30 protein-coding genes, 1 tRNA gene and 3 pseudogenes are annotated in these 24365 nt (G+C 67.9%); 16 read left to right on the top strand and 18 right to left on the bottom strand.

Annotation, left to right across the window (positions count from 1 at the left end):
• The first annotated feature begins 270 nt into the window (after window positions 1-270).
• A tRNA-Met gene (locus FNH09_RS14445) sits at window positions 271-344 on the top strand.
• 216 nt (window positions 345-560) lie between these two features.
• On the opposite strand, the gene FNH09_RS14440 is transcribed toward FNH09_RS14445, so the two are convergent.
• The 4 genes and pseudogenes from FNH09_RS14440 to FNH09_RS14425 all read right to left on the bottom strand — a co-directional run.
• Window positions 561-1760 (bottom strand): cytochrome P450, encoded by a 1200-nt coding sequence (locus FNH09_RS14440; protein WP_152887837.1) that lies wholly within the window; start codon window positions 1758-1760, stop codon window positions 561-563.
• 31 nt (window positions 1761-1791) lie between these two features.
• Window positions 1792-3156 carry an FAD-dependent oxidoreductase gene (locus FNH09_RS14435; protein ID WP_162468580.1) on the bottom strand — a complete coding sequence of 455 codons (1365 nt, stop codon included), beginning with the start codon at window positions 3154-3156 and terminating at the stop codon, window positions 1792-1794.
• The gene (locus tag FNH09_RS14430; protein WP_152887885.1) at window positions 3146-3355 is read right to left on the bottom strand and encodes a ferredoxin; all 210 of its coding nucleotides are present in this window, start codon (window positions 3353-3355) and stop codon (window positions 3146-3148) included. The genes FNH09_RS14435 and FNH09_RS14430 overlap by 11 nt, the downstream gene beginning before the upstream one ends.
• Window positions 3356-3472: 117 nt before the next feature.
• Window positions 3473-3672: pseudogene (locus tag FNH09_RS14425) on the bottom strand (transposase); the annotation flags it as partial.
• A gap of 217 nt (window positions 3673-3889) precedes the next feature.
• Between FNH09_RS14425 and FNH09_RS14420 the strand changes: the two are divergent.
• The 3 genes from FNH09_RS14420 to FNH09_RS14410 are packed head-to-tail and all read left to right on the top strand — an operon-like array spanning window position 3890 to window position 5893.
• Window positions 3890-4570, top strand: a complete 681-nt coding sequence (locus FNH09_RS14420) for a HemK2/MTQ2 family protein methyltransferase (protein WP_338017573.1) — start codon at window positions 3890-3892, stop codon at window positions 4568-4570.
• The gene (locus tag FNH09_RS14415; RefSeq protein ID WP_162468579.1) at window positions 4560-4820 is read left to right on the top strand and encodes a CDGSH iron-sulfur domain-containing protein; all 261 of its coding nucleotides are present in this window, start codon (window positions 4560-4562) and stop codon (window positions 4818-4820) included. The genes FNH09_RS14420 and FNH09_RS14415 overlap by 11 nt, the downstream gene beginning before the upstream one ends.
• On the top strand, window positions 4817-5893 hold the full coding sequence (locus tag FNH09_RS14410; RefSeq protein WP_152887835.1) for an iron-containing redox enzyme family protein: 1077 nt from the start codon (window positions 4817-4819) through the stop codon (window positions 5891-5893). Before FNH09_RS14415 ends, FNH09_RS14410 begins: the two co-directional genes overlap by 4 nt.
• A 106-nt stretch (window positions 5894-5999) precedes the next feature.
• Here FNH09_RS14410 and FNH09_RS14405 read toward each other — a convergent pair whose 3' ends face one another.
• From FNH09_RS14405 to FNH09_RS14395, 3 genes and pseudogenes are all read right to left on the bottom strand, one after another.
• Entirely contained in the window at window positions 6000-6413 is a 414-nt protein-coding gene (locus FNH09_RS14405; protein ID WP_162468578.1) for an aggregation-promoting factor C-terminal-like domain-containing protein, read from the bottom strand.
• A 587-nt stretch (window positions 6414-7000) separates the two neighbouring features.
• Window positions 7001-7329: pseudogene (locus tag FNH09_RS14400) on the bottom strand (alcohol dehydrogenase catalytic domain-containing protein); the annotation flags it as partial.
• Between the two features lie 72 nt (window positions 7330-7401).
• Window positions 7402-8028: an ANTAR domain-containing protein gene (locus FNH09_RS14395; RefSeq protein ID WP_238426674.1), complete on the bottom strand. Its 627-nt coding sequence runs from the start codon at window positions 8026-8028 to the stop codon at window positions 7402-7404.
• Between the two features lie 218 nt (window positions 8029-8246).
• Here FNH09_RS14395 and FNH09_RS14390 point away from each other — a divergent pair, with 218 nt between their 5' ends.
• The 4 genes from FNH09_RS14390 to FNH09_RS14380 all read left to right on the top strand — a co-directional run bounded on the left by FNH09_RS14390 (window position 8247) and on the right by FNH09_RS14380 (window position 11761).
• On the top strand, window positions 8247-8591 hold the full coding sequence (locus tag FNH09_RS14390; RefSeq protein WP_152887831.1) for a helix-turn-helix transcriptional regulator: 345 nt from the start codon (window positions 8247-8249) through the stop codon (window positions 8589-8591).
• Window positions 8592-9171: 580 nt separating this feature from the next.
• Complete coding sequence (locus FNH09_RS48485; RefSeq protein WP_238426673.1) at window positions 9172-9327, top strand: DUF6131 family protein; 156 nt, start codon at window positions 9172-9174, stop codon at window positions 9325-9327.
• Window positions 9328-9849: 522 nt separating this feature from the next.
• The gene (locus FNH09_RS46695; RefSeq protein ID WP_156110818.1) at window positions 9850-10656 is read left to right on the top strand and encodes a histone protein; all 807 of its coding nucleotides are present in this window, start codon (window positions 9850-9852) and stop codon (window positions 10654-10656) included.
• Window positions 10657-10660: 4 nt separating this feature from the next.
• Window positions 10661-11761, top strand: a complete 1101-nt coding sequence (locus FNH09_RS14380) for an SRPBCC family protein (protein ID WP_152887829.1) — start codon at window positions 10661-10663, stop codon at window positions 11759-11761.
• 19 nt (window positions 11762-11780) lie between these two features.
• Here FNH09_RS14380 and FNH09_RS14375 read toward each other — a convergent pair whose 3' ends face one another.
• On the bottom strand, window positions 11781-12569 hold the full coding sequence (locus FNH09_RS14375; protein ID WP_238426672.1) for a nucleopolyhedrovirus P10 family protein: 789 nt from the start codon (window positions 12567-12569) through the stop codon (window positions 11781-11783).
• A gap of 211 nt (window positions 12570-12780) precedes the next feature.
• Here FNH09_RS14375 and FNH09_RS14370 point away from each other — a divergent pair, with 211 nt between their 5' ends.
• From FNH09_RS14370 to FNH09_RS14350, 4 genes are all read left to right on the top strand, one after another.
• Window positions 12781-13266 (top strand): Asp23/Gls24 family envelope stress response protein, encoded by a 486-nt coding sequence (locus FNH09_RS14370; RefSeq protein ID WP_152887825.1) that lies wholly within the window; start codon window positions 12781-12783, stop codon window positions 13264-13266.
• Between the two features lie 30 nt (window positions 13267-13296).
• The gene (locus FNH09_RS14365) at window positions 13297-13488 is read left to right on the top strand and encodes a hypothetical protein (protein ID WP_152887823.1); all 192 of its coding nucleotides are present in this window, start codon (window positions 13297-13299) and stop codon (window positions 13486-13488) included.
• A 407-nt stretch (window positions 13489-13895) separates the two neighbouring features.
• The gene (locus tag FNH09_RS14355; RefSeq protein ID WP_420802754.1) at window positions 13896-14567 is read left to right on the top strand and encodes a DUF6286 domain-containing protein; all 672 of its coding nucleotides are present in this window, start codon (window positions 13896-13898) and stop codon (window positions 14565-14567) included.
• 6 nt (window positions 14568-14573) lie between these two features.
• Window positions 14574-15170: an alkaline shock response membrane anchor protein AmaP gene (locus FNH09_RS14350; RefSeq protein WP_152887821.1), complete on the top strand. Its 597-nt coding sequence runs from the start codon at window positions 14574-14576 to the stop codon at window positions 15168-15170.
• A 117-nt stretch (window positions 15171-15287) separates the two neighbouring features.
• Here the strand turns inward: FNH09_RS14350 and FNH09_RS14345 are convergent, their stop codons facing one another.
• Genes FNH09_RS14345 through FNH09_RS14310 form a run of 8 tightly spaced genes read right to left on the bottom strand, consistent with a single transcriptional unit; the run spans window position 15288 to window position 19063 of the window.
• The gene (locus tag FNH09_RS14345; RefSeq protein WP_152887819.1) at window positions 15288-15695 is read right to left on the bottom strand and encodes a gas vesicle protein K; all 408 of its coding nucleotides are present in this window, start codon (window positions 15693-15695) and stop codon (window positions 15288-15290) included.
• On the bottom strand, window positions 15685-15924 hold the full coding sequence (locus FNH09_RS14340; RefSeq protein WP_152887816.1) for a gas vesicle protein: 240 nt from the start codon (window positions 15922-15924) through the stop codon (window positions 15685-15687). The genes FNH09_RS14345 and FNH09_RS14340 overlap by 11 nt, the downstream gene beginning before the upstream one ends.
• Window positions 15921-16736 (bottom strand): GvpL/GvpF family gas vesicle protein, encoded by an 816-nt coding sequence (locus FNH09_RS14335; RefSeq protein WP_152887814.1) that lies wholly within the window; start codon window positions 16734-16736, stop codon window positions 15921-15923. Before FNH09_RS14335 ends, FNH09_RS14340 begins: the two co-directional genes overlap by 4 nt.
• Window positions 16729-17178, bottom strand: a complete 450-nt coding sequence (locus FNH09_RS14330) for a gas vesicle protein GvpJ (RefSeq protein ID WP_162468577.1) — start codon at window positions 17176-17178, stop codon at window positions 16729-16731. The genes FNH09_RS14335 and FNH09_RS14330 overlap by 8 nt, the downstream gene beginning before the upstream one ends.
• Before the next feature lie 30 nt (window positions 17179-17208).
• The gene (locus tag FNH09_RS14325; RefSeq protein ID WP_152887812.1) at window positions 17209-17460 is read right to left on the bottom strand and encodes a gas vesicle protein GvpG; all 252 of its coding nucleotides are present in this window, start codon (window positions 17458-17460) and stop codon (window positions 17209-17211) included.
• Window positions 17461-17469: 9 nt separating this feature from the next.
• Entirely contained in the window at window positions 17470-18183 is a 714-nt protein-coding gene (locus FNH09_RS14320; RefSeq protein ID WP_152887810.1) for a GvpL/GvpF family gas vesicle protein, read from the bottom strand.
• Between the two features lie 3 nt (window positions 18184-18186).
• The gene (locus FNH09_RS14315; RefSeq protein WP_152887808.1) at window positions 18187-18675 is read right to left on the bottom strand and encodes a gas vesicle structural protein GvpA; all 489 of its coding nucleotides are present in this window, start codon (window positions 18673-18675) and stop codon (window positions 18187-18189) included.
• Window positions 18676-18712: 37 nt separating this feature from the next.
• On the bottom strand, window positions 18713-19063 hold the full coding sequence (locus FNH09_RS14310; protein ID WP_152887874.1) for a gas vesicle protein GvpO: 351 nt from the start codon (window positions 19061-19063) through the stop codon (window positions 18713-18715).
• Window positions 19064-19322: 259 nt separating this feature from the next.
• Between FNH09_RS14310 and FNH09_RS14305 the strand changes: the two genes are divergently transcribed.
• Window positions 19323-20246, top strand: coding sequence for a histone protein (locus tag FNH09_RS14305; RefSeq protein ID WP_152887806.1), 924 nt, complete (start codon window positions 19323-19325; stop codon window positions 20244-20246).
• Between the two features lie 15 nt (window positions 20247-20261).
• Here the strand turns inward: FNH09_RS14305 and FNH09_RS14300 are convergent.
• A pseudogene (locus tag FNH09_RS14300) lies at window positions 20262-20566 on the bottom strand (isoprenylcysteine carboxylmethyltransferase family protein); the annotation flags it as partial.
• 588 nt (window positions 20567-21154) lie between these two features.
• Between FNH09_RS14300 and FNH09_RS14295 the strand changes: the two are divergent.
• Entirely contained in the window at window positions 21155-21559 is a 405-nt protein-coding gene (locus FNH09_RS14295; protein WP_338017571.1) for an SRPBCC family protein, read from the top strand.
• Window positions 21552-23141 carry a phytoene desaturase family protein gene (locus FNH09_RS14290; RefSeq protein ID WP_152887802.1) on the top strand — a complete coding sequence of 530 codons (1590 nt, stop codon included), beginning with the start codon at window positions 21552-21554 and terminating at the stop codon, window positions 23139-23141. The genes FNH09_RS14295 and FNH09_RS14290 overlap by 8 nt, the downstream gene beginning before the upstream one ends.
• A 354-nt stretch (window positions 23142-23495) precedes the next feature.
• Here the strand turns inward: FNH09_RS14290 and FNH09_RS49480 are convergent, their stop codons facing one another.
• Window positions 23496-23630: a hypothetical protein gene (locus tag FNH09_RS49480; protein WP_274390223.1), complete on the bottom strand. Its 135-nt coding sequence runs from the start codon at window positions 23628-23630 to the stop codon at window positions 23496-23498.
• A gap of 412 nt (window positions 23631-24042) precedes the next feature.
• Between FNH09_RS49480 and FNH09_RS14285 the strand changes: the two genes are divergently transcribed.
• Window positions 24043-24225: a hypothetical protein gene (locus FNH09_RS14285; protein ID WP_152887800.1), complete on the top strand. Its 183-nt coding sequence runs from the start codon at window positions 24043-24045 to the stop codon at window positions 24223-24225.
• Window positions 24226-24365 lie beyond the last annotated feature (140 nt).

Raw genomic sequence — 24365 nt, 5'->3', positions numbered from 1 at the left:
GGCACCAGTAGAAACGTTGTCGCCGCGACAAGGTCAAGCGGTTCCGGTTCACAGCGGATGGCTTTGGTTGTGCCAGGTCGCCATGAACGTGCTCGACGTGCCGACTCTTCCGTTTCGGCCGCTTTCGTTCAAGGGGCGGCCGTGTGCTGAGGGAGCCTCGTCGATGTGGAGGTCTGCGCCGGATGCAAGCTGAAGGAAGCCGCCAAGGGTCAGTGGACCGAGGAAGAGCGACCGTCCCGCCTTGACCACCGTGTAGAGTGGCATTACCGACGCGGGGTGGAGCAGCTCGGTAGCTCGCTGGGCTCATAACCCAGAGGTCGCAGGTTCAAATCCTGTCCCCGCTACGAGAAGACGGGGCCCGGCGCTTGCCGGGCCCCGTCCGCGTTTCCCGTTGGGTGCGAGCCCTGGTTCTGGGCGCGGTTGTCCCCGGAGAGGGAGCCGTGCCGGCCGCTTCGCCACAGACGGTGCAGGCCGGCATCTGCCCGACGAGGAAGTCGAGCCGGCGCCAGGTCAGGGAGTCCGCAGCAGGGGCTCTCCAGCCGACTCCCGCCTCCTCGGCCTCAGAGTTGGATGGGCAGGTGGCGGGGGCCGCGAAGCATGGCGTTCTGCCGGTAGGGGGGCGGGTCCTGGACCAGGTGTGCCGTGCTGAGATGGGGGATCAGCGCGCCGAGTGCGGCCTCGGCTTCGATACGGGCGAGTGGCGCGCCGAAGCACAGGTGGATACCGCTGCCGAAGCCGACGTGCTGGTTGTCCGGGCGGGTGGGGTCGAACCGGTCGGGTTCGCTGAACCGCATGGGGTCGCGGCTGCCCGAGGCCAGCGCCAGGATGACGGACGTGCCGCCGGGGATCGTGGTGCCGGCGACGTCGATGTCGACGAGGGGAACCCGCTCGCGCATGTGGACCGGTGGCTCGTAGCGCAGCAGTTCCTCCACTGCTCGCGGCAGCAGGCCGGGGTCTTCGCGCAGACGGTGCAGCTGGTCGGGCTGGCGCAACAGGGTGAGGACACCGTTGGTGATCAGATTGACCGTGGTCTCGTGTCCGGCGATGAACAGCAGGATGGTGTTGATCGCCAGGTCTTCCTCGCTGAGACGTACGGCCGGGTCCGGTTCGTTGACGAGGTCGGAGAGCATGTCGCCGGTGGGCCGACCGCGGCGCTGTTCGGCGAGTCGGAGCAGGTACAGGCCCATCTCCTGCCGCGCCTGGTCGGCGGCCTGCTCCCGTTCGGCGGTGTCACCTTCGGGTCCGATGTCGGCGGACGCGACGAGCATGTCGGTCCAGTCCTGGAAGAGCTGTTCGTCCGTGTGCGGGATGCCGAGCAGGCGGCAGATCACGGTCACGGGCAGGGGGTAGGCGAAGTCGTCGACGACGTCGATCTGCTTGCCTTCCTGGAACACTTCCGCCAGTTCCTTGGTCAGCTGGATGATCTCGCCGCGCATGGAGTCGACCCGGCCCGGACTGTGCGGCGGCCCGAACGGCCGCATGGTCGAGTTGCGCAGCCGGTGGTGCTCGGGGTCGTCGAGCCGCAGGAACGGCGGTTGCTGATTCACCGTGCACGGAGCGGGAGCGGTTCGCGAGCGCGGATCGGCACTCATCCTGGGGTCGTGCAGCAGACGGACGATCTCGTGGTAGGTGCCGATCAGGTAGCTGCCGTCCGCCTGCCGCACCGCGGGCCCCGCCTCGCGGAGTTCGGCGTACAGCGGGTAGGGGTCGGGGCGGTTGGCATAGTCGGTGATCCGGGCCAGCAGGGTGTCGGAGGCCATGGTGGCTCCTTGCGGTGGGGCGGGACGTGGGTCAGCCGGGCTGCACCAGCGTCAGTCGGCGATCCGGCAGGTAACCGGTGACTGCGACGGTGGGGCCGTGCGACAGCCCTTTGGGATCCGGCACGTCGGACGGAATCGGGATGTCGGCTGCGATCGCACGATCCTGGGCGCCGGGCGGGGGCGGGAATGGAGCAGCCGTCTCGATCAGGTGCCGGTAGTAGTCGAGCGACTTGGCCATGTCGACGGTGACGGCGGCGGTGACCCGTCCCTGGTAGCCGTAGACCATGGCCAGACGACGCGCCTCCAGGGAGCCCTGGGCGATGATCACGTGGTCGGAGTAGGTGGGTACGCCCACCGATTTGATGTTGAGCCCGAACTGGGTCGACCAGAACGACGGGACGGTCAGGTGCGGGCGCTGCAGGGGCCCCGGATTGAGCATGTTGTGTGCCGCCACCCCGGCTTGCTCGACCGCGTTGCCCCAATGTTCCAGGGAGAGCATCTGGTAACCGAACAGCGGGTGGGGGAAGCGGGAGACGTCACCGGCCACGAAGACGTCGTCGGTGACGATTCCGTACATGTTGAAGGCCCGGCACCCGGCGTCGCAGGCGATCCCGCGCGGACCCGCCGCCAGTCCGGACTCCGCCAGCCACTCGACGTTGCGTACCGCGCCGAGGGCCACGACGCACACGTCGGCTTCGACGCGGCTGCCGTCGGACAGCTCCGCACCAGTGAAGCTGCCGTTCCCGCGCAGGGCGGTGACAGTCACCCCCGTGCGCAGGTCCACGCCGTGGTTGCGCTGCATGGCGGCCGCGAGCTTTCCCAGGGTGCCACCGAGCGCCCCCACCAGAGGTGCGGGGCCGCGTTCGGCAACGGTGACCTCCAGTCCCCGTTCCCGGCAGGCCGAGGCGATCTCCGAGCCCGTGAAGCCGCCGCCGATCACCAGCACGCGCTCCGGTCCGGCGGCCAGCCGACGGGCCAGTCCTCCGGCGTCCTCGCGGGTGCGCAGGGTGAACACCCCGTCCAGGGTGGCTTCCTCCGGGTTGGGCCAGGGCCGCGCCCGGGTTCCGGTGGCGATCAGCAGCCGGTCGTACGGCAGTGACTCGCCGCTCTCCAGCAGAACCTGTTTCGCGAGCAGGTCCACGCCGGTGGCGCGCACGCCCAGCCGCCAGTCGGCGTCCGGGTCCCGGCGCGTCGGCAGTCCGGTCGTGTCCGCCGTCGCCTGGCCGAGCAGCACCTGCTTGGACAGCGGCGGCCGGTCGTAGGGCGGGTGAGGCTCGTCCCCGACCACGGTCAGGGAGCCGGTGAAGCCTTCTTCGCGCAATGCCTCCGCGGCCCTGAGCCCGGCCAGCGACGCGCCGACGATGACCATACGTCCGTCCTTGAGGTCACCGGGCACCGGTGCCCACCTCCTCGCCGAGGAGGATGGCCTGGACCGGGCACGCCGCCGCGGCCTGGCGCACGCGCTCGACCTGGTCGTCGGGGACGGCCGTGGCGTACAGCAACCCTTCCTCGCCGTGCAGCTCGAACACCTCGGGCGCGAGGAAGACGCACTGCGCATAGCCCTGGCAGCGCGTGAGATCCACAACGGTCTGCATCCCCACCACTCCCTCCGTCGTCTCGCCCCTGGTTTCCAGCATGGAACCGGACTCGGGCGCCCGCACGCCGCGGTTGCGGAGGGGTGCTTCCGTGTCTTCCGGCAAGGCACCCGTACAGGTGGGGGAAGCGCGGTCGGCGTTCACGCAGGCGAGGGCGGAGAGGAACATGGCGCGTTCGAGCTGCCGGTTTCCGCCTCGGGGTGCGTGTTCGCCGTGGACGGCGGTCCCGGACTGCCTGGTGGGGGGGCGAGGTCGGCGTAGGAGGCGAGGCGGACGGCGGTGGGGAAGCCGGCGCCGTCGCCGACGGTGACCAGGAGAGCAGGGCATGCATGCCACCGGTCGGCGCCGTGTTCGTTCACGTTCCGGCGGGATGGCGGCTCATGGGAAAGCAGCCCATCTGGCCTGGATCCACAAGGCCGATTCCCGTCCGGGGTCTGAAGCTCGCCGAATTCGTGGATGAAGTGATCCTCCGGGGGGAGTCGGAGTGAGGGGTCGGCGACTGTCGGCCCGTCGCATCGGGCAAGGAGGCGCACCGTGTCCAGCACGGCCCTGATCCGGGGGACGCGGCCATCAGGTCTGATCACCCTGCCGGGCGTGTACCGGCCGCAGACGGACACCCACCTGCTCGCCCAGGCTCTCGCCCACGAGGACCTGGGGCCCCGTACGGAGGTCCTGGAGATCGGCACGGGTACCGGCGTGCTGGCACTCCAGGCAGCAGACAGGGGAGCGCGAGTCATGGCGGTCGACGTCTCATGGCCCGCCGTCGCCAGCGCCCGACTCAACGCCGGTCGTCGGCGAGTGCCCTTGCACGTCGTGCACGGTGATTTCGCGGCACGCGCCGCGGGCCGCAGCTTCGACCTGGTCATGTCGAATCCGCCCTACGTCCCGTCCCCGGAGAATCGACTGCTCTCCCACGGGCCGGAACGCGCGTGGGAGGCCGGCCCCGACGGGCGCGACGTGATCAACCGGATCTGCATGATCGCTCCGTTCATGCTCCGCCCCGGCGGAGTTCTGCTCATGGTGCATTCGGGGATGTGCGGGGCCCGGGAGACCGTCGACCGGCTGACCGAGGCCGGGCTGGCCGCGGAGGTCATCACGAGGACCTCGGTGCCCTGGGGGCCCGTCCTGCGATCGAGGCGGGGCTGGCTGGAGCGGCAGGGCCTGGCCATCGAGGCCGAGGAAACGGAAGAGCTGGTGGTCATCCGTGCCAGGTGACACCGATGACACTCCGGGACCGGTTCCTGCGGCAGCGCCGGCCCGTCGGGTGACTGTGTTTCCGCAGGGCCCTGTCCTGGTGGAGGGACCGGTCGAGATCGTCCTCGCCGACGGCACGATCGTCCGGTCCGACCGCTTCATGGTCGCGATCTGCACGTGCCGGCGCAGTCGCACCTACCCATGGTGCGACACGAGTCATCGTCGCCGTGAGCGAGTCGCCTCGCCGACCGAGGAATGGAAGCCGTCATGACGCCTCCCAGGCCGAACACCACGGCTGCTCACTGCGGATCCTGCCTGGTCGAAGCACGCGGAGAGCTGTCCTCTGCCGTGATCGAGGCTCTTCGGTCGAACCGGTCCCCGGCGTACGGCATCGGCACCGTACAGGAGGCCAATCCGTGGGGTGAGGACCTCCAGCTCGCGCTCTACCTCCTCTACGAGCTCCACTATCGCGGCTTCGAAGGCGTGCCCGACGCGCGTGAATGGGATCCGGACCTCCTGCGGCTGCGGGAGGCGATGGAAGCCCGCGTCATGCACGTCCTGAACACCGAGCTGTCCGACGCCCCGCGCACCGTCGAGGAGGCCTTCGCCCCGCTCCTCGTGGAGCCCCTCGACCTCACCGGCAGCCTCAGCCGCCACCTTGAGACCGAGGGGGAGCTCTGGCAGCTACGTGAATACGCTGCCCTACGCTCCCTCTACCACCTGAAGGAGGCCGACCCGCACGCCTGGGTGATCCCCCGCCTCACCGGCCGGGCCAAGGCGGCGATGGTCGCGATCGAGTACGACGAGTTCGGCGCCGGCCACGCCGATCGCATCCACGCGCGGCTCTTCGCGGACCTCATGGTGGATCTGGGCCTGGATCCCGCGTACGGCCACTATCTGGACCAGGCCCCCGCGTCCCTGCTCGCCACCGTGAATCTGATGTCCCTCTTCGGGCTTCACCGGGCCCGGCGGGCCGCTCTCGTCGGCCACTTCGCCTGTGTCGAGGTCACCTCGTCCCCGGGCTCCCGGCGTCTGGCCAAGGCGATGCATCGCTGCGGGGCGGGAAAGGCAGCCGAGCACTTCTACGCCGAACACGTGGAGGCCGACGCGGTCCACGAGCAGGTCGTACGTCACGAGGTCATCGGTGGGCTGCTCGCCGACGAGCCGGCGCTCGAGGCCGACATCGCCTTCGGCTGCGCGGCCACCGTGCTGTTGGAGGATCGTCTCGCCGACCGCATCGGCGCGGCCTGGGCAAGGGGACACAGCGCGTTGCGCACGCCACTGTCAGGAGCGCGGGAAGGCGCCGGCAGTGATCGGGGCCGTGAAGCACAGGCACAGTCGTGATCTCGCTCGAGCCCCGTGTGACGTCACGCCGCAGCACGCCACATCCGAAGGCGGCGGTCCCGGGATGGGGACCGCCGCCTTCGGATGTGGTCCGGCGCTGGTTGTTTTAGTACCAGTGGTGGGTCTGCCAGAAGTCCCAGGCCTGGGCGGGGCTGCCGTAGCGGGAGTTCATGTAGTCCAGGCCCCACTTGATCTGGGTGGCGGGGTTGGTCTTCCAGTCGGAGCCGGCGGTGGCCATCTTCGAGCCGGGCAGGGCCTGGACGAGGCCGTAGGCGCCGGAGGAGGAGTTGGTGGCGGTGTGGTTCCAGCCGCTCTCGTGGGTGACGATCTGGTTGAAGGCGTTGTACTGGGCCGTGTCCGGGATCATCCGGTGGGCGATCGCCTGGGCGGAGGAGGCGGACGTCGTGCTGGCCTGGGCCGGGGCCGCGGCGAGGGCCATGCCCGCGGTTGCGGCGGCGACGGCGACGACGGAGAGGGCCTTCTTCGGGCTGGCGATGCGGCGGATGGCGGAGACGGACACAGAGAACCTCGTTCTTCGGGGACAGGGGGTCGCTCGCTCGCCGGGCGGGGGACCGTGTGGTGCTCGTCGGTCCTGGCATGCGGAGGCACCGTGACCCCTGGGGGGCCGTGGTGCCTGGCGACGTCCTCAAGACAACCAGCCCCGACCGATGTCCGCAATGACCTCTTTTACTAGTTGTGACCGCATTCTGGGTGTCCAGGCCCTATGTGAGCTGGCTCTCAATCCGCAGGTCAAGGCATGGATGCGCGTCTAAACATGTCGCTTTTCGTCCACTATCGTGAGTAGTGGGTGACGTGCGTCATGTGGGGTGCTTCACCGGTTCCGCAACGCTGTGTGCCCGGAGTTTCACGGTGCGAGTGCGTCGAAGGTGACCGCGGTCTCGAAGGCGGGCCGACGCGCGCGGTGTTCTCCGCCGTCGTGGAGAGCGAAGCCCTTCCCGGGTACCGGGCAGCGATACGTGGGTAGCGGCCCCGGCGCGCGACGACGTGCCTGCGCGGGTGGGCAGCGTGACCCGGATCAGGTTACGGTCACGGCCGCATCAGTATCTTGATCGTCGGGCCGTACTGTGCCTGCGGGACGCGCAGTTACTCCGGGACCGCGCCGTACAGGCGGGTGTAGCCGAAGAGGGCGGCGCCCATGGCCTCACCGGTCACCTGTGTGGCCTCGCACTGGGTCGGCAGCCCGAGCAGACACATCCACCAGGCGCCGCAGGCGACCTGGAACGGCGCCACGACCCGGTCGCCCACAGAGAGGTCGGGTACGCCGGAGCCCACCTCCTCCACGCCCCCCATCGGTTCGCGGCCGAGGTTGTCTCCCGGTGTCATGAAGGGGTGAGCACCTCGTGCAAATGCGTCTCGACGGCCGGGCGGGTGGACTCTGCCGACGGTTGTGCGGGCGCTTCCGGGTGGGGAATCACTGACTGCCGGACGGAATAGATCCGGCCCGGACGCGACCGCTGGAGGGGATGTTCGCCCGGATCCGGACGTGTCTAAGCCGCCGGGTTGCCGTGTGCCTGTACCGCCGTGGCGAGGTGCCCGGCGAGGGGGTCTGGCAGCGTCCGGCCGTCGGCGGTTTGCAGGAGGGCGTTGGCGATGAGGTGCAGTTTCGTGTTGCTGTGCTGGGATGTCGTCACCAGGACCTGCCAGGACTGCTGGGGGGTCAGATGAAAAGAAGACATGAGCATGCCTCTGGCCATGTCGATCGTTGCCCGGGTCCGCAGCGCCCGGCGCAGTTGCGCGTTCTCCGCTGCGAGATCGCTGGATGAATATGTCGGATGTGCGGGTTTTGAGGGGGCGGCCAGACCTTCGTCCGACCCTGCGGAGTCCGGGGCGAAGAGCGGGAGGGTGTCGGTGAGGGTCATCAGCCGTTTCACGGCCGGCCTGGTGGCGCGCAGGATGAGGCTCTTGGCGTCCGTGTGGGCGAGACGGCGTATGTGCAGCAGTACGTTGAGCGCGGAGCAGTCACAGAAGGCGACGCCTGCAAGATCCAGTTCCAGGTCTGCGTCGGCGTGCTCGAGCGCATGACTCAACGTCCGGTGCAGCTGCTGTGTGCAGTCCAGGTCGAGCTCACCGGACACCGTGACCACGAGCCGGTCGCCGGCCGAGGTGACATTCAAGGAGACCGGCGTCCGTGCTGCTGCGAATGCGGTGCCGCACTCAGAGCGTGGCCCCTTGCCTGAGGGAGGCGTCGGGTGATGGACCATTTCAGGCTCCCGCGCATGCCGTCATCTTCGGGTACCCCCAGGATCTCCCCGTGGCTCATTACCCGTCAATCAAAACATGAAAAGCAGTTCAGCATTTTGAATGCGTGAATCTTGACTCGTATCCTGGTGTCATGGATCGTGTGCCGGAACCGCATTCAGGCTGGACGTTTGTCACCAACCACTCCCGGGTGCTGGCCGCCATCGCCGAAGACCGCACCACACGCGTCCGCGACATCGCTGCCCGCTGCCGACTCACCGAGCGGGCCGTACAGAAGATCATCGCTGACCTGGAAGAGGGTGGGTATCTCACTCACGTCCGGGAAGGCCGCTCGAACGTGTACCGCGTCGCCCCCGACACGCTCCTGCGCCATCCCGCGGACACCCCGGCCACCGTTGCCGACCTGCTCTCGATCCTGGTCCGACACGACTCCAAGCGGCCCGCGGCGTCGGCCGTCGAAGATCACGACGCACCCTGACCGGTTGCCGGGCGTCCGCGATTCTGCGGCGCCGGGGCCGCGGCAAAGGGGGCGGCAGACGACGGCGAGGTCTTCAACGACGAACTGCGCGAGCCGGACGACTACTGCAACTACCGTCGCTCCCACGGCGGACAGACCCCTTGCGATCGCCTCAAGCAGAGAACCGCCACCTATGCGTAATTGAAGAACGCCAGTTGCTAACCGCCGCCTCAACCAACGAGCCAGGGAACCTCGTTGTTAACGTCCTCGCACAGTGTTCAGGGAAGAGCTTGGCTGCGACCGTTGCGATGCGAGTCGGCGTCTTTGCCCTGTCCTTGGTCCCGGCTGCGTGGCATGTGACAACGCCAACTCTTCGACTGAACGTATAGACCTTGTCTGGGCGGCGGGGTTCCGCTCGCGGCCGCGGAGCCTGTGCGGGCCCCGAGGAGCGGCCAGGACCGAAGGTTATGCCGGTGACGTACAGGACCCCCACTTGTGCAGGGGCCGCTCCTCTGACCTGGTGAGTGACGGGCCCTGACCGTGTTGCTTCTCCAGTACGGGGTAGTCGGGTCGCAAGGGTCTATCTCTCCTGGAGGCCAAGATGATTGTCCTTGGGGTCATCCTGCTTGTCGTCGGATTCCTCTTGGGAATCGGCATCCTGTGGACGATCGGAATCGTCCTGTTGGTCATTGGAGTCATCCTCTGGGTGCTTGGCTCTGTTGGCCACGCCGTGGGTGGTCGTCGACACTACTGGTAACCGTCCCTTCCAGGGTGACAGGTCACTCCCGCGAAATTCGCGAGCCAGGTGATGTCGGCGATCAGTGGGGCGAAGAAAGGTCCTGCGTGTATGCAGCCGGCGCTGCTGCGGCGTGAACGGCTCCATCGCCTCAAGTCGACCGCTTTCGCCAGGATTGCAGTGCGAGCGTCGCCGGTGGGCACGGCGCAGACGGGGCCCCGGTGTCTATCCGGCCACTGCGCGTCATCCCTGTTCGGTCCGTACCGACGCGGACTGACTGCACGGATCATGGGGCGTGCTCACTCATTCACGGAGTTTCCCTCGCTGCCGTGACGAGGATCAATGTCCAACCGGTGGCCTACTGCCCTCCGCATGCGACCACTGGAAGCACGGCCCAGACTTGGAAGAAGGGGCCGGTATGGTCAGCGCGCCACTGGTCGCTGCTTCAATGAAAAGCTCTGTCCAGGCGGCACTTGGCTCATCTGAGGCCAGCACGCGCGCCAGGCGGAAAGGCTGCTCGGCAGCCCTTCGAAGGGAAAGCTGATGAATGATGTATCCAAGGTCGCTCTTGCCGCCGCGGTTGCCGGGGGGTATGTCCTCGGCCGAACGAAAAAGGGAAAGGCTGCCTTCGCGATGGCAACTTACCTGGCCGGCCGTCGGTTCGGGTTGGAGCCACAACAGCTGCTGACGGAAGGGGTCAAGAAGCTGCGCGAGCTTCCTCAGTTCGAGGAGCTCAACGAGCAGCTGCGCGGTCAGGTACTCGAGGCCGGACGCAAGGCGATGGGTGCTTTGGCCGACCGCAAACTCTCCGAGTTGGCTGACTCGCTCCACGAACGCACGGCCCGCATAGGCAGCAAGGGTGAGGAAGAAGAGGGGGATTCCGAGGGCGAGTACGAAGCGGGCGAGGAGGAAGAGCCGGAGGAGGAAGAGCCCGAGGAGGAAGAGGAAGAAGGAGAAGAGAACGGGAAGGAGCCCGAGGGCGAGTACGACGAGGAAGAGGAGGAAGAGGAGGAAGAGGAGGAGCCCGAGGGAGAGTACGAAGAGGACGAGGAGGAAGAGCCGGAAGAAGAGGAGGAACCGGAAGAGGAAGAGAGGGAAGAGCCTGCTCCCAGGCGTCGGCGTGAAGCGCGACAGCCGGCTGCCACCCAAAAGGCACCTGCGCGCAAGACAGCCGCCAAGAAGGCAGCACGCGCGAAGAAGTCGTCCCCGGCCCCTGCGAAGAAGGCGGCTGCGAAGAAGACGGCGCCCGCGAAGAAGTCGTCCCCGGCGAAGAGGTCTTCAGCGCCCGCGAAGAAGACGGCTGCCAAGAAGGCCACGCCCGCGAGGAAGGCAACCGCACGGCGGAGGTGAACCCATGCCCAGCACAACACGCGACACCGAAAGCGATCAGGGCTCGGGCTTGGACCGGCTGCGCGACGAGTTCATGAGCTTCCTGGGAGCACAGATAGGAAACCTGGCCGACAAGGCCGGCGACAAACTGGGTGACATCACCGACGGACTCACAGACGTCGCGGAAAGCGGCGGCGTCCTCCCCAAGGCGGGTCTGCGTATGCTTCAAGGTGACTCACCGGTCAAGGCTCTGATCGGCGAGAAGGCCAAAAGCATCAAGGACAACGTAGTCGACAAGGTCAAGGGGGCGTTCGGCGGCGGGGGAGGCGGAAAAGGCCGTGGGTCCGGCACCCCCAAGGTCATGAACATCATCGAAGTACTGGACGTCGGGATACCGCTTCGTACGGCCTACGACCACTGGACTCAGTACGAGAAGTTCAGCACCTTCACCAAAGGTGTCCGCAGTGTGTCAAAGGGCAAGGACACCGACAGCGACTGGAAGGTCAAGGTGGGCCCGTCGACCCGAGGTTGGAAGGCGACGGTCCAGGAACAGGTGCCGGACGAACGAATCGTGTGGACCTCGGAGGGCGCCAAGGGCACCACTCGTGGCTGCGTCAGCTTTCACGAGTTGACCCCCACGCTCACCCGCATCGTGCTCGTCGTCGAGTATTACCCCTCCGGATTGTTCGAGAAGACCGGCAACATTTGGCGGGCTCAAGGACGTCGCTTGCGGCTGGACTTCAAGAACTTCCAACGCTACGTCACTCTGACCGACCAGGAACCGGAGGGTTGGCGCGGGGAGGTGCGTGACGGGGAGGTGGTGCGCACTCACGAGGAGGCCATTGAGGAAGAGGAGCAGGAGCAGGCTGCCGACGAGGAGGAGCAGGAGCAGGCCGCCGACGAGGAAGGCGCTGAGGACGAATACCCCGAAGACGAGGACGACGAGAACTACGAGGACGACGAGGACGACGAGAACTACGAGAACTACGAGGACGAGGTCGAGGACCAGGACCAGGACCAGGTCGAGGGCGAGGACCAGGACCAGAGCGAGGAGGACGAGGACGAGGAGTACGAAGAGGACGAAGAGGACGAGGGTGAAAAGGGCAACGGTGCGAGGTCGAGGTAGCGGGCCTTGTCGACGTTCGTCATTCCTTGGCAGGTTCAATTGCTGTGACGAGGATGGCGACCGTCACAGGACCAGGAGCGTCGGCCGTCGCCGCCGTGGCCACGGCCGTGCGGACGGACAGCGCGACATCGAGGGCGCGATGCGTCTCGTCGGTCGCCAACTCGATCTGGACGTGTCGGCCAGGGGGATCGTTGCTGTCCGTGATGCGGACAGAGGGGGCAGAGGTTTGCCCGATGCGAGGCATGGGCGTTCCGGCAAGGCCGGGCATGAGGCTCACGCCTGGTACGGCCGCTGCCAGAGCGGCCAGCCTGTGGCCGGTGCTCGTGCTGGCTTGCTGACCGGCGATGCACGCATGGCCCTGGTGGCTGCGACCCGGGGTGCCTGGTTCCGGCATGGGCGGCGGGAAAGTGGTGTCGGGGCGCGGCCCGGCCTTCGGGGTCGGGTTCTCCAGCAGGTTTGTCACGTGCAGGTCGATCGCACCAGCCTCCAGTCCGAGGCGCTCGCTTGCCGCTGTGAACAGTGCCTCGCGCAGCCCCTCCGCGGAGTCTGGCAGGGGCTGGGAGGCGGGGGCGGAGAATTCCGCCTCGATGCGCAGCAGTCCTGGCGGGAGCGCGGTGAAGGGTGCAGGAACGGAAGGCTCCGACGCTGCTTGCGGGTCCACCAGGCGGATGCGCATTGTGCCCACTCGGATTCCGGATAGGCCGTTGGTGGCACGGCTCAGCACCCCGCACGCGGCGCTCTCGGTGATCCAGGTGCCGTGCTCGAGCCTGCCGAGCGGGAGCAGGCGGCCGAGGCCGACCTGCCGCATGGTTGCCGTCTGCCTCTCGGGCGCCATTGGTCATCACCCCGAATTCCGTGTCGTGTCCAGGCCGTCGAGTCGCTCTGGTGCTGCCCAGTCCTGACGCCCTCGCGGAGCGTGGAGAGAGCTAGATGTGCCCCATGTGCCCATATTGGCGACTAATGGACCTTAACGTGGGAAGTCGGCTAAAGGGTACTTCATCTGAGAAGGGGCGACGGTTATGACCGAAACGGGACAGCAGAACCAGCCCGGGTCGTTCGGAGCGGATGTCGCGGAGGGAACCGCCAGGAAGAACGCTGTGGCGGGGCGTGGAGACCCCGGCACTCGGGGCCGGACCACCATCGCCGATGGTGTCGTCGAGAAGATTGCCGGGATAGCCGCCCGCGACGTGGTCGGAGTTCACGCGATGGGCAGCGGGGTTTCCAGGGCCTTGGGTGCCGCGCGGGAACGCGTGCCCGGTACCAGCAAGTCCGTCTCCCGCGGCGTCAAGGTCGAAGTGGGTGAGACTCAGACGGCCATTGACCTGGAAATCGTCGTCGACTACGGGGTCTCGGTCGCGGATGTGGCGGGCGCCGTGCGAGAGAGCGTGATCTCGGCCGTCGAGTGGATGACGAGCCTGGAAGTCGTTGAAGTCAACATCGCGGTCAGCGACGTGAAGCTTCCCGATGAAGAGGACGCAGAGGAAGAACAGCCGCGGCTGCAATAGGCGGCCTGATGAACCACTGAGGAGGCCGTGATGAGTATGGCCGCGCTGGGGTTGATTGCCGGAATGGGGCTTGGCTTCGCCGGCTATTTCGGCGGCTTCGGAGCATTTCTCCTGGTAGCCGCGCTCGGCGCCGTCGGTTTCGTCGCCGGGCGGCTGCTGGAAGGCGACCTTGAAGTCGGACACTTCGTCCGGACTCGTGATCGCGTAGACCGGCGGCGGTGAACCGTGTCGCAGCCAGAGACCGCCTCCTCGCGGCTGCCCAGAGGCGCTCGTGGTGCGACCCGCGTTGCCGATCGAGTCGTCGCGAAGATTGCCGCCCAAGCGGCGTGTGAGGCCTTGCGCAGTTCCGGCGGATCCGAACCGTCCGCTCCTCGCGGCCAGTCGAGGCCGCGTGCGAGTGTGTCGGTACGTCCCGCGCCTGACAGGGAGGAAGCGTTTGGTCAGGCGGGGGTGCGCATCGGGCTGGAGCTGGGGTATCCGTCCGACATCGGCGGCCAATGCGGCGCAGTCCGTCGCGCGGTCAGCAATCAGGTGAGCCGGCTGGCAGGCATGAAAGTGCAGGAGGTCGTAGTAACGGTCGAGCGGCTGTACCCGAGGCACTCGCGGGGAGTGATCACGGGGAGGACGAGGTGAGAGAAGGGAACGCGGAGGCTGCCACCCAGCGTGTGACGAGCAGCGAGACCGAGGAGGACCGTGCCACCAGGGCGGACCGGCCCGGACCGGGCGTACCGGCTTCTGGTCGTGGCCAGCATGTGCGCCGGTTCTGGTCCGCACGGCGTGTGCCTGCCGCCATCGTGGCCTTGCTTGCCGCTGCGGGCACCGGACTCCTTCTGTACGACGTGGTGGCCGTCCGGGCCGGCCGGCCCGCGATGAGCTGGCGGCGCCGTCTGGCTGACGAATTGGCGACCCGCCCCCTCGGGACCGGCTGGATGATCGGTGGTGCCGCGCTGGCGATGACCGTCGGCCTGGTGCTGCTGATCCTCGCGGTGACCCCCGGGCTACGCCGGCTGCTGCCGATGCAGCCGCCCGCTGACGGGCGCGCCGGCGAGGTTCGGGCCGGACTCGACCGCTCCGCCGCCGCACTCATACTGCGCGACCGGGCCATGGAGATAGCGGGCGTTCAGTCGGCCCGGGTCGATGTGGGTCGCCACAGGATAAGAGCAAGGGTGCGGTCCCACTTCCGCGATCTCGAAGAGGTCCGGGCCGACCTGGAAACGGCACTGGAGAACGGCGTGCGGCAACTCGGCCTCGCGCGCACACCAGCGCTGTCCCTCCGTGTCCGGCGCCCGAGGAAGAGGTGATGTCACATGGTCAGGACGGTCAACCGGGTGCTCCTGGGGCTGATCGGTGCCGGCCTGTTCGCGCTGGGCGCTGCGGTGTTGCTCGGTGGATTGGACCTCCAGCGCCGGTGGGACTTCGAAGTGCCCACGTGGTGGCCCTTCCGGGGACCTCGGGACGTGGTGATCGGAGCCGAGGGGCGCACCCGGTTCCAGGACGACTGGTGGTGGTGGCCCGTTGTCATCGCCGTACTGAGCCTGCTGCTGATCCTTCTGCTGTGGTGGCTGCTGAGCCAACTGCGCAGGCACCACCTCGCCGTGACGCTCGTCGACAGCGATGACGGGGAGTCGGCACGACTGCTCGGGAGTGCCCTGGAGACTGCCCTGTCTGCCGAGGCGGAAGCCACGGATGGCATCGCGCAGTCACACGTACGACTGACGGGCAGGCCCACACGACCTGTCGCGCGCGTGAATCTAGAACTCGAAGCACACGCCGAACCGGCGAAGGCCGTGCAGCAACTGAGCCGGCAGGCGCTGCGCCACGCCCGGGAGTCCGCGAGCCTGAGCAGCCTCCCGGCCACGGTCTGCCTCCGCACAGTCCGCCACCGGGCCCACCGCGTGGCTTGACGGCCTTCCCGTCCGGTATCCCTCCGGACCGGCCGTGCGAACCGATGCTTCTTGCCCGGTGCGAGAACGGTGCGCTGAGAGCGAGAACGGCTCGGAGGTCTGCGCGGCGAGGTCTCCTCAGTCGCCCGGCGGCAGTAGTGTGCCCAGCGGACCGAGGTCGAGGTTGAGGTCCTGCATGGTCAGGCCGTACTGCGTACACAGCTCGCTCATTCGGTCATGCAGGATCATGAGTGTCGCTCCCAGCCGTTCCTCCTGCTCTTCGCTGAGATCTCCCTGGTCGACGCGGTGCAACGCCTGGCGCTCCATGAGCTGGCGCAGCAGTTCCACCAGAGTGAGGACCAGGCGGATGAGGTCCCGCTCCACGGTGTCGGGATCGGAGCTGATCCGACGGGCGGGCGAACGTGACCGTTCGCCGGACATCGACAGCTCGCCGGGCGCCGCGGGCAGGAGGCGGAAGGCCCGCTCGGCGGCCTCCGCGACCTCGTCAAGGCGGCGGGTCGGGCTTCTCGTCCCGTCATCCGCCATGGGTACCTCGCGGCGACATCGTCTCTGCCCAGGGTGAGGGGTTCTGCGCGCTGATGGAGACGATCAGAGCCCGCAGCGAAACCCGCACAAGATCGATGTCGGCGATGGACAGCACCACATCGCCGGTGAGCACGGCGCCACCGCTCAGCAGGCGGTCCAGCAGATCGATGAGAGCGACCTGGCGCTGCGCCAGTGGCTCGGCCGAGGACGACGGGCTGGGCGTGGTCATGGCTCCGTACCTGCCGCTGCGTCGTCGGCTACCACGGATGGCATGGCGAAGGAGTACGGCGCCCATGGGCCGGTGACCTCTATGCGGACGCCCCGCAGTCCGTCAGCGGCATGCAGGACCTCGGACCGGAACTTCTCGCAGTGCTCCCTCGGTACGAGGTAGGCGTCGTTGACGACGTTCTCGCCCACCGGGCCGGCGAGGACACCCTGTTGCACCCGGTGTCGGGCCCTCTCGACGGCGTATCTGCGCCCCAGTGCCTCGATCGTCTCGGCGGCCTGCCGGGCATCCTGGTAGACGCTGTCCCGGACGCTCTGCTGCTGCCTGCGGTCGCGCAGGTAGGCGCGCCCCGGGGAGAGGGCCTCCCCCCGCTGGGGAGCGGGCGCGGCTGGGGCCGAGGACGGCTCGACGTGAATCTTGACCCCCCATTCGACGTGCTCGGCCAGGTGGGCCAGACGTTCCGCGAAGAGGGCCCGACGGGCATCCAGGACATCCCGAGCCCTGGTGTCGTCGAGGTACACCGTTGCCAGGCGCAGTGGGAGCACGGTGGTGTGCACGGCCATGGCTTCGATGACGCCGTGGTGCGCGCGCGCCACCGCCTCGAGCCAATCCAGGTCTTCGAGATGTAGTTTGAGGGCGTCTTCCTGGAAGTCCTGCGCGGGTACATGACTCACTACGAGCACCAGGGTGTCGTCGTGGCTGCCGGGTACGAGGTGGACCGGGGAGTCGGCGACTCCCTTGAGCACGGCGGCGCGCACGTGCAGCATGTCGTCAGCGCGTGCCACGGCGTATGCGTAGGTGACCAGGTCATTCATCGCGGGCACGTCCTCGGCGGCGCCCGTCGCGCGGCTCTTCTTCGTACTCGGGGATGGCCTCCTCCTCGGGGATGGCCTCCTCGTTCCGCCGCAACGCATCGATCTCGGCCCGGAGTTGTCTGTTCTCGTCGGCGAGTGACCGCTCGCCCCTGCTCCGTGACGGCAGCGGCTCGGCCCTGCTCCGTGACGACAGCGAGGGGTCATGCTCCCACCAGTCGATCCCCATCTCCTTCGCCTTGTCGACCGAAGCGACCAGAAGGCGGATCTTAATCGTCAACAATTCGATGTCGAGGAGATTGATCTGAATGTCGCCCGCGATCACGATGCCCTTGTCGAGTACCCGCTCAAGGATGTCGGCGAGATTGGCGGAGGAGCCCTGTCCGTACGGCGGTGCTGCTCTGGAAGGGTAGGAGCCGAGCCTGTTGGCCAAAGGTTCAGTCACGGTGCTGGCCTCGTGTTCCCTCGTGCCGGATCAGGGCTGTCCGCCCTGCCCATGGGCCCGGATCTCGTCCAGCCGGTCGAGCAGTTCGTCCTCGCGCCTGTCGAACGTCTCTTCGTCGATCTCCCCCGCAAGTAGTTGCCGTTCGAGCTCGGCGAGGCCGCGATGCACGGGCGCCGGGTCGTAGTACTCGTTCTCGGCTGCTTCCAGGACGCGGTCGACGACCCACCCGACTCCGCGCACCGGCGCCAGGGGGAGTGTGACGAGCTGTGTGAACAGGCCCATGAGGACTCCTCAGACGAAGCTGTAGGGAGGAAGGGGACCGTTGAGCCGGAACTCGAAGTCGTCGCCCAGCTGGTTGGCGACACTCAACTCCGTTGTCAGGAAAGCCTCTTCCTGATCGTCTGCCACCAGGAACGAGACGCTCAGGAAGTCCGATCCGGTCGGCTGGGAGGAATCGAGCTCCCGGGTGAGCGGGCGCAGTGCCTCGATCACACCCGCGGCCAGTGCCTCCTGGCGTGCCTGTACCTCCTGGGCCACCAGCTCGCCGAGCCTGACGGGGGCCTCGGCATCCGCGGTACCCGCGCGGATCGCATCGTTGAGCTGCCGTGCCTCGGCCGAATCCAGGAGGATCTCGCGCAGCAGGGCTTCCTCGTCCTGTGACGCCTTCAAGTGGTATTCAGCGCAAGCGTCGAGCGCATCGAGCCTGTTCGTATATTCCTCGGCACGCTCCTCCAGGACGGCCTGGACGGACGCGTCGTCCGCTGCGATGAGGCCGAATCTCAGGGGCAGCACGGTGCCGTCGGCCATGAGCCGCTCCTGCACCTCTTGGTGCGCAGTGATGTCACGGCGCTTGGGACGCAGATCCTCTGGCGCGTCGCTGACCACGGCACACAGTGGCCCGGCGTTCAGAACTCGAAGATCGGCCGGAGACTCACCGACCCCGTGCAGATCGTCGAGGCGCAGAGGGTGCTGCTTGCCCGTGATGGAATAGATGTATACGGCCATGGCTCATTCCTTCTTGCGGGACGAACCCGTCTCATGCCGAGAGGCAGTACGCCGAGCCGGACGTCGTCGCCTCTCCACGGGTTCCCTTTCCGCGTCCTCGTCTTCGTCCTCCTCCTCGTCACCGGTGTCACGTTCGGTGACGCCCTTGAGTGAATCGGTGACCGCTTCCACGGCGCCGGTCAGGGCGCCCTTGGACTTGCCCTTGGCTCCGCTCTCCATCGTGTCACCGACGATGTCGGTCAACTGAGCAGGTGCTTTTCTTCCGGATTCGAGATCGAGACGGTTGCACGCCTCGGCAAAGCGCAAATACGTGTCGACGCTGGCCACGACGATGCGAGCGTCAATCTTCAGGATCTCGATCCCCACCAGCGACACGCGGATGAAGACATCGATCACGAGTCCGCGATCAAGAATGAGCTCCAGGACGTCGTAGAGACTGCCGCCGCCACCGCCCCGCGCGACACCGCCTCCACCTTGCGGCACCACAGTCATGGTGCCTCCTTCCCTCGCCGGCCACGTCGGCCAACTTTCAGCCCCGCCGGTCGATTTGCCCCCGGGTGTAGCGGCGCGTTCTCTCGTACGCCACGAGATCGCCCTCTTCGTCGAGCGTGACCCGGTAGGTGGCCATCACGCTCGTGGTTTCGGGGACGCGTTCCAGTTCGAGTACCTCGATGTCGGCCTCCCATCCGTCATTCGTGGGTTTCAGTGCCGAGACCGACTCGGGAATCCGCCCGAGCAGCTCCGTGAGCTGTTCCGCCGCGGTGCGCATGGCCCAGGCCGCGTTGCGCTTAACAGGACGGCGTCGGCTTGGATCGGCGGAACTTCGGCTGCTGCTCCGGCTGCCGGCGGCACGTCGCTTGGCGGGTTCTGCTGGGGCCATGATCTCTCCGGTGGTCGGATCGGGCGCCAGATGCCACGCACGAACATACAATTCCATCATATAGGGGCATAGCCCCCATTGGTGGAGAGTGGCTCTGCGGAAGCCCGCTCGGCGACCGTGTCCGACAGCCGCGCGCTCGCACCGCGCCGGCGACACCGCGCGTGTGATTCCGCTCCTTCTCGACCGTGCCGACCGGGCCGGGGGTGTCTGCTTGGATGCCGGAGCCTTCCTTCTCGCCCTTTCCGAAGGGAACGGGTTCATGAAAAACACGACCAAGATCGCTCTCGCCGCTGGGCTCGCTGGTGGCTATGTGCTCGGGCGTACGAAGAAGGCACGTCTTGCCTTTGCTGTAGCGACCTATTTCGCCGGCCGGCAATTCGGACTCGATCCTCGACAGCTTGCGACCGAGGGCCTGAAGACACTTGGAGAAGTGCCAGGGGTGGCCGAGCTGAGCGAGCAGCTGCGCGACGAACTGCTGGGCGCTGGACGCAAAGCACTTGCTGCTACCGCCGATCGACGCCTCGGTGACCTTGCCGATTCCCTCCGTGAACGCTCGCGGAGCGGGGGGAAGGAGAACGAGGACGAAGAGGGGGAGGGGGAAGAGGATCAGGAGCCGGAAGGGCCGGAAGAGCCGGAAGAGCCGGAGGGCGGGGCCGAGGCGGAGCGGCCGCGACGCCGCGGTCCCAAGGGCACTGCTACGAGCGAGCGGACGACCGAACCCCATCCCCGCAAGGGGGCTGCCGAGAAGGCTGCTCCTGCTGGGGAGGGGGCGTCGGGGAAGAAGGCGGCAGCGCAGCGGCCTGCGGCCGAGAAGGCGGCTGCCAAGAAGGCGGCGGCAAAGAAGGCGGCTCCGGCAAGGAAGGCTGCGGAGTCGCGGACGGCGAGGAAGACGGCGAAGAAATCGTCGCCTCCTGCGAAGAAGTCTGCTGCCGAGAAGGCTACTCCTGCTGGGGAGGGGGCGTCGGGGAAGAAGGCGGCAGCGCAGCGGCCTGCGGCCGAGAAGGCGGCTGCAAAGAAGGCGGCGGCAAAGAAGGCGGCTCCGGCAAGGAAGGCTGCGGAGCCGCGGACGGCGAGGAAGACGGCGAAGAAGTCGTCGCCTCCTGCGAAGAAGACAACGACGGGCAAGAAGAAGACCCCAGCGAAGAAGTCGACCGCCAAGAAGACTGCTGCACGGCGGAGTTAGGTCATTCGCACCGGCCGCGGTGACCCAGGCACTGTGCGCCAGCGGCAGGGCCACGCCTTCTGCGACGACGGCCACGTAGTTCGGATGCCGTAGCCACCGCCACCAGTAGGGGCGACTCGTCACCAGTGGCCGGCCGAATGCGACGATCACCCGGGTGTTCCAACGGGGTCCCAGGGAGTTGATGCACCACCACAGCAGCGCATGAGCGCCCCCCGGCACGGCCGGTACCGGCCAGGCCAGGGCAGGCAAGAACGGTCGGGCGGCTGGCGTACCTCGGTCCGGCAGCCGACCAGTAGGCCAGGGTGTCGCGCAGCACATGCGGCACCGACGACGAGGACAGATTGGCCACCTCGGCCAGGTGACGCCAGGTCACATCGAGTGCGTCCTTCTGCGCCGACCTCGTCGAGGCCGACGCCGTCCGCGAGCAGGTCGTACGCTACGAGGTTCTGGGACCAGCGGCTCACCACGCCGCGCACGGGCTTGCTCGAGAGGTGAGGGGGCACGACCCCCACGCCTCCACGGCGGCCGGACCCCGTCCCAACGCCTCAGGCGGAGCCCTCGGCCCAGGCGTAGTCGAAGATCGCCAGGTGCACACCGAAAGTCGGACTCTCCTCCGGTGCAAGCGAGATGCGAGGGCATTCGAGTGCGCGCACCATGGAGAGTCGGGCGATAGGTCTGATATATCGGAACACTGAGTGAGAGAAACGGTTCCTCTGCGGCATGGAACGCTGTTCCACTGACCAAGCAGCAGCAGCAGCTCGCGAAGACGCATCGTTCGGGGGACGAGCAGGCGTTCCGAGTGCCGCAGGGCGTGGCTGTGCCGCACACCGTCCATTCCGGTAGAAGGGGTTCCTTCCATGGCCGTACGTCATCAGCTGGTCCGGCGTCCTGTGCCTGCGGTCTGGGCAGTGCTTGCCGATCCGACCAGGTACGGGGAGTGGGTGGTGGGGCCCTCCGGGTCCACGCCCCTCGACGACGCCTGGCCCGATGTGGGATCCCGGCTCCGCTACACCGTGCGACTGGGGCCCTGGTCGGCCGACGGCGTGACGACCGTCCGCCACAAGGAATCCGGACGAGAGCTGGAACTGGAGGCCTCGTTTAAGTCGCTGGGCACCGCGAGGATCTTCCTCCAGCTCAGACAGTGGGGTGATGAGGAAACCCTCGTCGTATGCGACGAGCACCCCCTGCGTGGCCTGGGAAGCACCCTCCACAACGCTGCGAGTGAAGCGTTGCTCCAGCTGCGGCACCGGGGCATGCTGGGCCGATTGGCCGGCCTTGTGGAGCAGGAGTGCGCCGGGGCCCGGCATGCCTGACGCAGTGGTGATCGGCGCGGGTCCCAACGGGCTGGTGGCGGCCAATCTGCTGGCGTACGCCGGGTGGAGCGTGGAAGTGCTGGAGGCACAGCCGGAGCCTGGAGGGGCCGTGCGCAGCGACCGGGGTGTGCACCCCGAATACGTCTCCGATCTCTTCAGCTCCTTCTACCCTCTGGCCGCCGTATCTCCGGTCCTCGCCCGCTTCGATCTCGCCGCGGAGGGACTGCGCTGGAGTCACGCCCCGTCGGTGGTGGCCCACCCGCTGCGGGACGGCAGATGCGCCCTGCTGGAGCGGCGTGTGCAGGAGACCGTATCCGGGTTGGAAGCGTTCGCGTCGGGTGACGGTGCTGCCTGGCTGAACATGTACGGAATGTGGAGCCGCGTCGGGTCGGACCTGGTGCAAGCCCTGTTCACGCCCTTCCCCCCGGTCCGCCCCGCGCTCCGCCTGGCGGCGAAATTCCGGGCCGCGGGCGGGCTGCGGTTGGCGCGGACCCTGGCACTGCCGGTACGCCGCCTGGGCGACGAGGAGTTCCGTGGCGACGGCGGTCGACTTCTACTGGCCGGGAACGCCTTGCACGCGGACGTGGCTCCCGAGGCGGCGGGCAGTGGGGCATTCGGCTGGCTGATGTCGATGGTCGGCCAGAGCCATGGCTTCCCGGTGCCCGTCGGCGGAGCCGGTGCCCTGACCGCGGCGCTCGTGAGCCGCCTGGAGCGCAGTGGGGGTGTTCTGCGCTGCGGGGAGCGGGTCGCGTCCGTTGCCGTACGAGGCGGCAGGGCCGTGGGCGTCAGGACCGCCGGCGGGGAGAGCGTCATCGCGCGGCGCGCCGTGCTGGCGGACACTTCGGCGCCCGTCCTGTACCGCGAGCTCGTGGACGAGGAACATCTCCCCGGCCGCCTCCTGCGGGACCTGGAACGTTTCCAGTGGGACTTCGCGACCTTCAAGGTCGACTGGGCGCTGACCGGCCCGGTGCCGTGGACGGCCGCGCAAGCCGCCGGAGCAGGGACGGTCCACGTGGCCGACGGTGTCGACGGCTTGACCCGGTTTGCTTCGCAGATCGCCATGGGGCAGGTCCCCGACGAGCCGTTCGCGCTGTTCGGGCAGATGACCACCGCGGATCCCAGCCGCTCGCCGGCCGGTACGGAGTCGGCCTGGTCGTACACCCATGTTCCGCAGCACATCACCTCCGACGCCGGCCCCGACCGCATCACCGGCCGCTGGGACGCGGCCGAACAGGAGGCCATGGCGGACCGTATCGAGGCCCAGGTGGAACGGTTCGCGCCCGGCTTCCGTACACGGATCCTCGCCCGCCGGATCCTGGCTCCCACCACGCTCCAGGCGATGGACGAGAACCTCCACAACGGCGCCATCAACAACGGCACCACCGCCCTGCACCAGCAGGCGATCTTCCGTCCCGTCCCCGGTACAGGCCGCCCCGAGACCCCCGTCAAGGGCCTCTACCTCGCCTCCGCGGCCGCCCACCCCGGGGGAGGAGTCCACGGTGCTCCCGGGGCGAACGCCGCCCGGGCCGCGCTCGGGCACTGCGGACTGCGCACCCTGCTCCATCGTGCCCAACGCATCTGAACCGCCCCACGCAAATTGCCCGGCAGCGTCCACCCTGCCTGAAAGGCAAGGTGGAGCAGACCTGGGAGTGGCCCTGCCACGGGTCGCACTCTGCGCGGACGGGCGGGTGCTTCGGGGTGCGCCGGTCCACCCCTTGGGGAAACACGGCATCCCAGAGTAGGTGCAGCATATATATGACGGATGAAGCAGGATATTTTACTCACTGCGGCGATGTGCGGGCATTGCCCTCGTCGAACAGGCAGGTCTCCCCATGGCGAGGGAACCTCAATCGTCCGAGCCGCCGCAGGGGCAGAGCCCGAGCCGCCGCAAGGGCACGGGACAGCATGGCTGGTCCCGTGATGTGGACGAGACACGTCAGCAGGACAACCCCAGCGCGGCGGTGGGCCGGTCTTCACCGGTGAGCAGGCTCATGCCGGCTTTGTAGCCGCCTTCGTCGGAGCAGGCGGTACGGCAGACCGTCGTCTCGTCGCCGAGGCCGTGCCGTTTCATGGCCTCGGTGTAGCCGTCGGCCAGGACGATCTCCGGTGTCCTCGTCCACTCGCTGGAGCGGGTGCCCTAGGCCGATAGGAGGGTGATCTCGCGGTGTCCGTTTCCCGGCCCCGGGGTGATGCCTGCAGTCTGCCTCGGTGGATCACCGGGGACCTCGGGAGGCGGCCCACACCTGGGACGTGCGGCCTTGGTCGGAAGGGCGTGGTGTCTACGGTCCCCAGACCTGCGCCGGTGGGCTCGAAGGTGTCGGATGGCGGAGGCGCCTGGGGAAGTGCTGCGTGCAGGCCTCCGGCCGTCCTGGACAGCCTCGCCCCCGGTCCGTGCCCGCGGTCCCGCACGACGGGTCGGCCGGCGTCGTGCGATCGGCCCAGTGGCAGGCGACGGGCCCGACGCATGGGGCGAGGATGGGGCCATGAGCACCTCTGACGAGAACGACAGCCCCGAGGCGGACGAGGAAGTACGGGAGCGGTCTGCAGAGCAGCGGAACGTCCCTGCACCCACTCCCAGGAACGTCCGGGCCAAGGGTCAGGACGCGGACGAGGACGGAGATGACGACGCGGACGGGAGCGGGCCACCCCCGGATGCTCGGCGGTGAAGGCGTCGGCCGGCGCGCCCGGCTACGGGCCGGCCGGCGACGCCATCGCCCCCTGCCCGGGGTGTGACGTGAGCCGTGCCGGTCCGGAACGGGTGTGCGCACAGTGCATGGGCTGGTGTCTATGGGCTGTCTCTTATACA

The sequence above is a fragment of the Streptomyces adustus genome (assembly GCF_009377175.1).
GTDB lineage: Bacteria > Actinomycetota > Actinomycetes > Streptomycetales > Streptomycetaceae > Streptomyces > Streptomyces adustus.
Note: the sequence above shows the minus strand (reverse complement) of the source record. Positions and strands in the feature narration are given on the sequence as shown.

Excerpts from the sequence above, each read along its gene's own strand:
- FNH09_RS14345 (WP_152887819.1), bottom strand. The coding sequence starts at position 15,695 with ATGGCGGATGACGGGACGAGAAGCCCGACCCGCCGCCTTGACGAGGTC.
- FNH09_RS46695 (WP_156110818.1), top strand. The coding sequence starts at position 9,850 with ATGAATGATGTATCCAAGGTCGCTCTTGCCGCCGCGGTTGCCGGGGGG.
- FNH09_RS14380 (WP_152887829.1), top strand. The coding sequence starts at position 10,661 with ATGCCCAGCACAACACGCGACACCGAAAGCGATCAGGGCTCGGGCTTG.
- FNH09_RS14315 (WP_152887808.1), bottom strand. The coding sequence starts at position 18,675 with ATGACTGTGGTGCCGCAAGGTGGAGGCGGTGTCGCGCGGGGCGGTGGC.
- FNH09_RS49480 (WP_274390223.1), bottom strand. The coding sequence starts at position 23,630 with ATGAAACGGCACGGCCTCGGCGACGAGACGACGGTCTGCCGTACCGCC.
- FNH09_RS14325 (WP_152887812.1), bottom strand. The coding sequence starts at position 17,460 with ATGGGCCTGTTCACACAGCTCGTCACACTCCCCCTGGCGCCGGTGCGC.
- FNH09_RS14390 (WP_152887831.1), top strand. The coding sequence starts at position 8,247 with ATGGATCGTGTGCCGGAACCGCATTCAGGCTGGACGTTTGTCACCAAC.
- FNH09_RS48485 (WP_238426673.1), top strand. The coding sequence starts at position 9,172 with ATGATTGTCCTTGGGGTCATCCTGCTTGTCGTCGGATTCCTCTTGGGA.
- FNH09_RS14365 (WP_152887823.1), top strand. The coding sequence starts at position 13,297 with ATGAGTATGGCCGCGCTGGGGTTGATTGCCGGAATGGGGCTTGGCTTC.
- FNH09_RS14310 (WP_152887874.1), bottom strand. The coding sequence starts at position 19,063 with ATGGCCCCAGCAGAACCCGCCAAGCGACGTGCCGCCGGCAGCCGGAGC.
- FNH09_RS14320 (WP_152887810.1), bottom strand. The coding sequence starts at position 18,183 with ATGGCCGTATACATCTATTCCATCACGGGCAAGCAGCACCCTCTGCGC.
- FNH09_RS14350 (WP_152887821.1), top strand. The coding sequence starts at position 14,574 with ATGGTCAGGACGGTCAACCGGGTGCTCCTGGGGCTGATCGGTGCCGGC.
- FNH09_RS14305 (WP_152887806.1), top strand. The coding sequence starts at position 19,323 with ATGAAAAACACGACCAAGATCGCTCTCGCCGCTGGGCTCGCTGGTGGC.
- FNH09_RS14290 (WP_152887802.1), top strand. The coding sequence starts at position 21,552 with ATGCCTGACGCAGTGGTGATCGGCGCGGGTCCCAACGGGCTGGTGGCG.
- FNH09_RS14370 (WP_152887825.1), top strand. The coding sequence starts at position 12,781 with ATGACCGAAACGGGACAGCAGAACCAGCCCGGGTCGTTCGGAGCGGAT.
- FNH09_RS14440 (WP_152887837.1), bottom strand. The coding sequence starts at position 1,760 with ATGGCCTCCGACACCCTGCTGGCCCGGATCACCGACTATGCCAACCGC.
- FNH09_RS14285 (WP_152887800.1), top strand. The coding sequence starts at position 24,043 with ATGAGCACCTCTGACGAGAACGACAGCCCCGAGGCGGACGAGGAAGTA.
- FNH09_RS14410 (WP_152887835.1), top strand. The coding sequence starts at position 4,817 with ATGACGCCTCCCAGGCCGAACACCACGGCTGCTCACTGCGGATCCTGC.
- FNH09_RS14340 (WP_152887816.1), bottom strand. The coding sequence starts at position 15,924 with ATGACCACGCCCAGCCCGTCGTCCTCGGCCGAGCCACTGGCGCAGCGC.
- FNH09_RS14430 (WP_152887885.1), bottom strand. The coding sequence starts at position 3,355 with ATGCAGACCGTTGTGGATCTCACGCGCTGCCAGGGCTATGCGCAGTGC.
- FNH09_RS14375 (WP_238426672.1), bottom strand. The coding sequence starts at position 12,569 with ATGCGGCAGGTCGGCCTCGGCCGCCTGCTCCCGCTCGGCAGGCTCGAG.
- FNH09_RS14335 (WP_152887814.1), bottom strand. The coding sequence starts at position 16,736 with ATGAATGACCTGGTCACCTACGCATACGCCGTGGCACGCGCTGACGAC.